Raw genomic sequence first — 5,187 nt, forward strand, 5'->3', positions numbered from 1 at the left:
AGGGTGCGTGTCTGCATCCGCCTCAGAAATCCGTCGACAGCGACAGCCGCAGGGTCCGCGGCGCACCCAGCGTCAGATAGTTGGCCCCCGGGAAGCCGCCGACCGCGACCCACTGGTCTTCGTCCGCCAGGTTCTCGACCCGGGCCCGCAGGGTAACCGGCCGATCCGCGACCTGGGTGACATAGCGCAGACCGGCATCGAAGCGGGTCCAGCTGTCGAGTTGCACCGTGTTCGCTTCATTGACCTGCTGCTCACCCGTAAAGACGGCGCGGCCTTCAAGAGTCAGACCAGCGAACTGCGGGACATCCCACTCGACATTGGCGTTGGCCTGGAAATCAGGGACGCCGATGGCTTCGGTTGAGACGATCTCGGTATCCAGCCAACTCGCTCCGCCGATCAGACGCAGGCCAGAAACCGGCTCGCCGAATACGCTGACCTCGACACCCCGGTTCTGCTGCTCATCACCGTCGCCGTACGTACCGAACTGCTCCGCAAGAGGGGCGTCCGGATTGACGATGTCGAACGACTCCGTGGCCTGGGTTGTCTGGAAGAGGCTCAGCGAGCCGCCGAAAGTCCCTCCATCGTACTTAACCCCGATCTCGCTCTGCTCCGAACGGAATGGCGACAGCACCTCGCCCTGGTTCTGGACCCGCCGCCCGTTGATGGCAGAAGGCGCGATCTTGCCGGGCTGCAGGGCCTCGGCGTAGTTCGCGTAGACGGCCACAGCGTCGCTCAGCTTGTAGACCAAAGCGAACACCGGCGTGATCGCATCGCCTTCGACTGGGGTGGGGGCAGGCGCACCTGTGTTGTAATCGGAGGTCCGCGTCTCGATCTGCTGATACCGGGCACCGACCGTGGCCAGAAGCTTGCCGTCCATGAAGGACATCATGTCGGCGATGGCGATACTGCTGTTGTGGACCCGCTCGGTCACCAGGGGATTGTCGAGATCGCCGCCGATCAAGGCGTCCGGCACGGGAGGCATTACTACGACCGGGTTGTACAGATCGCTGGCAAAGCCCGCGAAGTCCGAGAAGGCATAGGCGTTGCGCGAACTGGACTGAACCTGCGACGCCGAGGCCACCAGCGTATGGCCGACCGGACCGGTCGTCACCTCGGCACGCACACCGATGTCGCCTGACCAGACCGTGTCCTCGCGCGTATTGTCGAAACGATAGGCGCTGAGCGTGCCGTCGGGCTGGGCCGTCGGATTGGCCAGGACATTGGCCTCCTCGCCCTGACGACCACCGAAGGCCGCCCAGGCGGTGACGGTGTCGCTGAGATCAAACTCGCCGCGGACGACGCCGAACAGCTGACGCTCGTCGGTATAGGTCCAAGGCTGGGCGAAGTTGCTGTCGGCGGACGGCGGCGCGGGCACGGCCCCGAGAGGCGTCACGGTCGGGCGCGGGGCGTCGATGCGGTGGTCCTGATAGCCGATGTCGGCCGAGAACCGCGCCCGTTCGCCGCGACGGTCCAGACCCAGGCCGACGGCGGTCAGCTCGCGGCTTTCGCCCTCGATCCCCGCCTCCCCGTCCCGGCGGGCCACATTCAGCCGCAGGCCATAGTCGTCGGCGGCACCGAAGCGCCGGGCGATATCGGCGGCCAGATACAGCTCGCTCTCGCCGTCGATCCCGGCGGTCAGCCGCGTCAGGGCTTCGTCCGGGGCGCGCTTGGGCGTCAGATTGAACGCCCCGCCGACGCCGCTGCCGCCCGGAGCGGCGCCGTTCAGAAAGGCCGTCGCGCCATGAAAGACCTCGACCCGCTCCAGAAACTCCGCCGCCACGAACTGACGCGGTAGGATGCCGTACAGGCCATTGTAGGTCATGTCGTCCGAATAGACCGGAAAGCCGCGGATGACGTACAGCTCCTGAAAATTGCCGAAGCCCTTGGACACGCGCACCGCCGGATCGTTCTGCAGCACGTCGCCGACGCTGCGGGCCTGCTGATTGCGGGTCAGCTCTTCGGTATAGCTGGTCGTGGCGAAGGGCGTGTCCATGACGCCCAGATTGCCGAACAGGCCGACCCGTCCACCGCGCGCGACCTGACCACCGGGATAGGGCGACGTCAGCGTCACCTGCGAGCCCGTGACGATGACGTCGTCGATCTGCGTCACCTCGGCGTCCTGGGCCTGCACCTGGCTGGCCCACACCAGGGCGGCGGATGAAGCGAGCAGCAGGGTACGGAGCATCAGAACCAACAATCATGCGAATGAGAACGCGTCGCAGTATAGGACCGCACCTGGGCTTTCAAGGTCTTCGCGTTGACTGTGTGCCTTTTTGGCGCATCGGTCGCAGGGCACGCCTTTTTGCTTGAGCGACCGGCCCGCCCGCCTAATCTGAATCCGCGGTCGATCAACAGGCCGGGAGACCGTCATGGCCGAACCCATCCGCAGCGTTCTGATCGTCGGTGGCGGTACGGCCGGCTGGATGGCGGCCGCCGCCCTGCAACGCACCCTCGGCCCGCACGCCAGGGTGACGCTGGTCGAATCCGAGGACATCGGCATCGTCGGTGTGGGCGAAGCGACCGTGCCGCCGATCCGCGACTTCAACGCCATGATCGGTCTCGACGAAGCCGAGTTCATGCGCGAGACCAAGGCGACGCTGAAGGTCGCCATCGTCTTCCAGGACTGGGGCCATGTGGGCAATCGCTATGTCCATCCGTTCGGCACCTTCGGGCGCGGCCCAACCCTGGCGGACTTCCAGCAGACCTATTTTTCGCTGAAGGCCAAGGGTCTGGCGGGCAATCTGGGTGACTATTCCGTCTGCTGGCGCGCCGCCGACGCGGGCAAGGTCGGCGACCGCAATCCGGACCCGAACTCGCCGCTGAACAGTATGTTCACCGCCTATCATTTCGACGCCGTCCTCTATGCCAAATACCTGCGCAAGGTCTGCGAGGGCCGCGGTGTCGAACGGGTCGAGGGCAAGGTCGTCGATGTGGTGCAGAGAGCCGACGACGGTTTCGTCCAGGGCGTGACGCTGGAAGATGGCCGCGTCCTGGAGGCCGATCTGTTCATCGACTGCACCGGCTTTCGCGGCCTGCTGATCGAGGGGGCCTTGAAAGCTGGTTACGAAGACTGGTCGCACTGGCTGCCCGTGAACCGCGCCATGGCCGTGCCCTGTGCCAGCGTGAAGCCCCTGACGCCCTACACCCTGTCCACGGCGCGCGAGGCGGGCTGGCAGTGGCGGATCGCCCTGCAGCACCGCACCGGCAACGGCTATGTCTATTGCTCGGACCACATCACCGACGATGCGGCGCGCGAGACCCTGCTGGCCAATCTGGACGGAGAGGCCCTGGCTGAGCCGCGCCCTCTGCGGTTCGTGACCGGGCGGCGCAAGAAATACTGGGACAGGAATGTCGTCAGCCTGGGCCTGTCCAGCGGCTTCATCGAGCCGCTGGAATCGACCAGCATCCATCTGGTGCAGGCAGGCATCTATCGCCTGCTGCAGCATTTCCCGGACAAGGATTTCAGCCCGGTCAACATCGACGGCTACAACCGCCGTCTAGGCCGCGAGGTCGAGCTGATCCGCGACTTCGTCATCCTGCACTATCACGCGACCCAGCGGGACGACACGCCGTTCTGGCGGCAGGTGCGCGACATGCCCATCCCCGACAGCCTGGCCGAGCGGGTCGAGGCCTTCCGCGATCGCGCCCTGCTGTATCAGGTCGGGGCCGACGAATACTTCAGCCAGGCCTCATGGCTGGCGGTCATGTACGGCCAGGGGATCATGCCGCGCGGGGCCAATCCGCTGTATTCGCTGAACGATGCAGACCGCCCGGCGGCGGGCCTGCGTCAGCTGTCCGACATCCTGGCCCGCACCGTCGCCGCCCTGCCCGACCACGAGACCTATCTGAAGGCGAAAGGCATGTGGTCGGGCGCGGACTGACGAACGTCAGTGCAGGGTGGCGACCGTCGCAGTGTCGCGAACTTCCGGCTTCTTGCGCGCCGCCCCGACCGCGAACACGGCCAGCAGGGCATAGCCGACCAGCGGCACGAAGAAGGCCGGATTGAAGATCTCCGCCGCGTCGTCGACCAGCATGCCGCCGATCAGGGGCAGGACCGCCCCACCGACGATGGCCGTGCACAGCAAGCCAGATGTGGCCGAAACCGGCGCGGTCGAACGCTCCAGCGTCAGGGTGAAGATGGTCGGGAACATGATCGAGTTGAAGAAGCCCACGCCGATAGCGGCATAGGCGGCGGTGGTACCCGTGGTCTGGGTCACGACCAGGCACAGGATCGCCGCGATCACCGTGTTGACCGTCAGCAGCACACCGGCCGGAACCCGCGTCAGCAGGGCCGCGCCGATCAGACGACCGACCATCGCCCCACCCCAGTAGAAGCTGACCAGGCGACCGGCATCGACCTCGGGGATGTTCAGGATGGTCGGGCTGGCCAGGAAGTTGGTCAGCAGACCGCCGATGGTCACTTCCGATCCGACATAGATGAAGATGGCCAGGGCCCCGAAGACGGCCCAGCGCGAGCTGAAAGCCTTAAGCGGCGACGAGACCGCATCGCTCTGGGCGCTGGCGGCGGCGGCGTTGATCTTCTTGCGCGCCGTGAAGATGAAAAAGGCGACCAGGGCGAAGAAGCCGCCCAGGGCCAGGAAGGCGAAGTCGATGCTGCGCAGGGATTCGTCGCGCGTCGCCGCCGTCACCACGGCACCGGCGGCGAACACACCGCCGGTCAGCAGCACGCTCGATCCCAGCAGCGGCCCCAGCGTCGTGCCCAGCGAGTTGAAGAACTGCGAGAAGTTCAGGCGCGCATGTGATCCCTTCGGCGAGCCGAGCACCGCAACCAGCGGATTGGCCGCGACCTGCAGCAGGGTCACGCCCGATGCGATGACGAACAGACCCAGCAGCACGATCTCATAGACATCCACCAGCGTCGCCAGCGGGATGATCAGACAGCCCAGCACCATGACCACCAGGGCCGAGATGATCGACCGGCTGTAACCCAGCCTGCCCAGGATGGCGGCGGCCGGGATCGAGACCACTGCATAGGCGATGAACCAGGCTGAGGCCGTCAGCAGCGCCTCTGTCGTCGTCAGGTCGAACACCTTACGGACCGCCGCAATCAGCGGATCGATCAGCGAGGTGGCGAACCCCCAGGCGAAGAACAGTGTGGTCACATAGGCGAAGGCCAGGCCTGTGCCCTTGCGTGGTGCGGTCGAAGTGTCGGTCATGTCTCTCCCC

At 65.9% G+C, this 5,187-nt stretch carries 3 protein-coding genes; 1 reads left to right on the forward strand and 2 read right to left on the reverse strand.

Going from position 1 to position 5,187, the window contains the following annotated elements:
- Positions 1-22: 22 nt before the first annotated feature.
- Positions 23-2,185 carry a TonB-dependent receptor gene (locus tag JHC81_RS13665; protein ID WP_292175583.1) on the reverse strand — a complete coding sequence of 721 codons (2,163 nt, stop codon included), beginning with the start codon at positions 2,183-2,185 and terminating at the stop codon, positions 23-25.
- A gap of 184 nt (positions 2,186-2,369) precedes the next feature.
- On the opposite strand from JHC81_RS13665, the gene JHC81_RS13670 reads away from it, so the two are divergent.
- Entirely contained in the window at positions 2,370-3,881 is a 1,512-nt protein-coding gene (locus JHC81_RS13670) for a tryptophan halogenase family protein (RefSeq protein WP_292175584.1), read from the forward strand.
- Positions 3,882-3,887: 6 nt separating this feature from the next.
- Here the strand turns inward: JHC81_RS13670 and JHC81_RS13675 are convergent.
- A partial coding sequence (locus tag JHC81_RS13675) for a sugar MFS transporter (protein WP_366466293.1) occupies positions 3,888-5,187 on the reverse strand: 1,300 nt, incomplete at its 5' end.

Origin of the sequence: Brevundimonas sp., from assembly GCF_016463295.1 — a bacterium.
Taxonomy (GTDB): domain Bacteria; phylum Pseudomonadota; class Alphaproteobacteria; order Caulobacterales; family Caulobacteraceae; genus Brevundimonas.

Coding starts and splice junctions, on each gene's coding strand:
- JHC81_RS13665 (WP_292175583.1), bottom strand. CDS start 2,185: ATGCTCCGTACCCTGCTGCTCGCTTCATCCGCCGCCCTGGTGTGGGCC.
- JHC81_RS13670 (WP_292175584.1), top strand. CDS start 2,370: ATGGCCGAACCCATCCGCAGCGTTCTGATCGTCGGTGGCGGTACGGCC.